General features: G+C 41.2%; 2 protein-coding genes. Both read right to left on the reverse strand.

Going from position 1 to position 1,232, the window contains the following annotated elements:
• Positions 1–483 precede the first annotated feature (483 nt).
• Positions 484–789, reverse strand: coding sequence for a hypothetical protein (locus FTV34_RS17580; protein WP_180015679.1), 306 nt, complete (start codon positions 787–789; stop codon positions 484–486).
• A gap of 5 nt (positions 790–794) precedes the next feature.
• On the reverse strand, positions 795–1,232 hold a 438-nt coding region (locus FTV34_RS17585; protein WP_179995853.1), incomplete at its 5' end, for a hypothetical protein.

Genomic DNA, 1,232 nt, shown 5'->3' on the forward strand with positions numbered 1-1,232 from the left:
TCTGGTTAGGTTGGGCTTCTTTCGACGGTGCAATCCAAGAAATCCCTAGTCCGTTGATTGGTGCTCTTATCAGGTACGCACTGTAATCTTTCGATACCGCAGCGTGATTCGGAGGCAGAGCCGGAATTTCGTTTTCCGGTACGTTTTATTACCACAATTTGCCTGTTTATCCTTTCGGAGACCGGGCTAAGTCCGAGTCAATCAAGTGGCACATGCGAGTTATTGTCTTTGAATGGTTTTAAGGAAGTCGTGACAAGCGAGCTTCCCGTTGCTAAGATTGGATTGTCTAGGTCTGATCTTAGCAACGAATGCACCGAATCAGATTAGCAGAGCCGAAGTGATGTCACAATCATTTCGGCTCTGTGCCTTTCGGAGTATCACAAAAAAATCCCGTCATATTTAAATCCGCAACGCTCGCCGCAAGATGAAAATTTATTTTTTATCGAGGAAGTGGAAGTGCATTTGATGTTGATTGGTACTCGGTCACTCCGTTTTATTATTTTCCCGTTTTTTCTTCGCGCGTTTGTACATCGTTTTTACCGTGAGCACGCTTAAATTATGTGGTGTCTGCTCATTTAAACAATCGGTTATTCGTTGCCATGACCGGTATTTTCTGGCTTCGGTGATTTCATCAAAGGCTTCATCAAACACTTTTTGCATACTTTTGAGTCCACCAAAGGTCAGTAAAAAAATAGTTTTATTGAGCGATTCTCTTACAGGTTTGATCCCCGATTGTCTGATAGCATCGGCGATATGTTTTTCGAGTCTCTCTAATTCTTTTTTTTCCATCCCGATCACCTAAAAAATAAAATTAATGTGATGATAAGTGCATTACTGAGTAGAACGGTTAGGAAAAAGGTTATCGTCCAGCGAGTCAGCTTTTGTTGTGTTTTTTGATGTCGTTTTTTTTCATCATCCAGTTCTTGCCTTAAATGTGAGTATCGTTCACTGAAATCATTCAGAAGTTTTTGACTGGCGTTAAGCGTGCTGAGTTGATGATTGACTTCTAAGTTCCATTTTCGGAGGTTGTGGCGCAGTTCTTGGTCAATACGGGTGACATCATCCTGTAAACGTTCTGTGAGCGTTTTTCTCGGTGAAAGATGGAGTGATTCAGCGAGGATTTCACGTGCTTTGTTGGTGATAGTTTTATTTTCTCGTTCAGCAATGATTTGAAGTTTATCTTTGAGATCATCTTCAATTCTAAAGCTCACCGTTGTTGTTTTTTTGCTCTC

Origin of the sequence: Acinetobacter sp. YH16038, assembly GCF_013417275.1 — a bacterium.
In the GTDB taxonomy this organism is placed as follows: domain Bacteria; phylum Pseudomonadota; class Gammaproteobacteria; order Pseudomonadales; family Moraxellaceae; genus Acinetobacter.

Coding starts and splice junctions, on each gene's coding strand:
- FTV34_RS17580 (WP_180015679.1), bottom strand. CDS start 789: ATGGAAAAAAAAGAATTAGAGAGACTCGAAAAACATATCGCCGATGCT.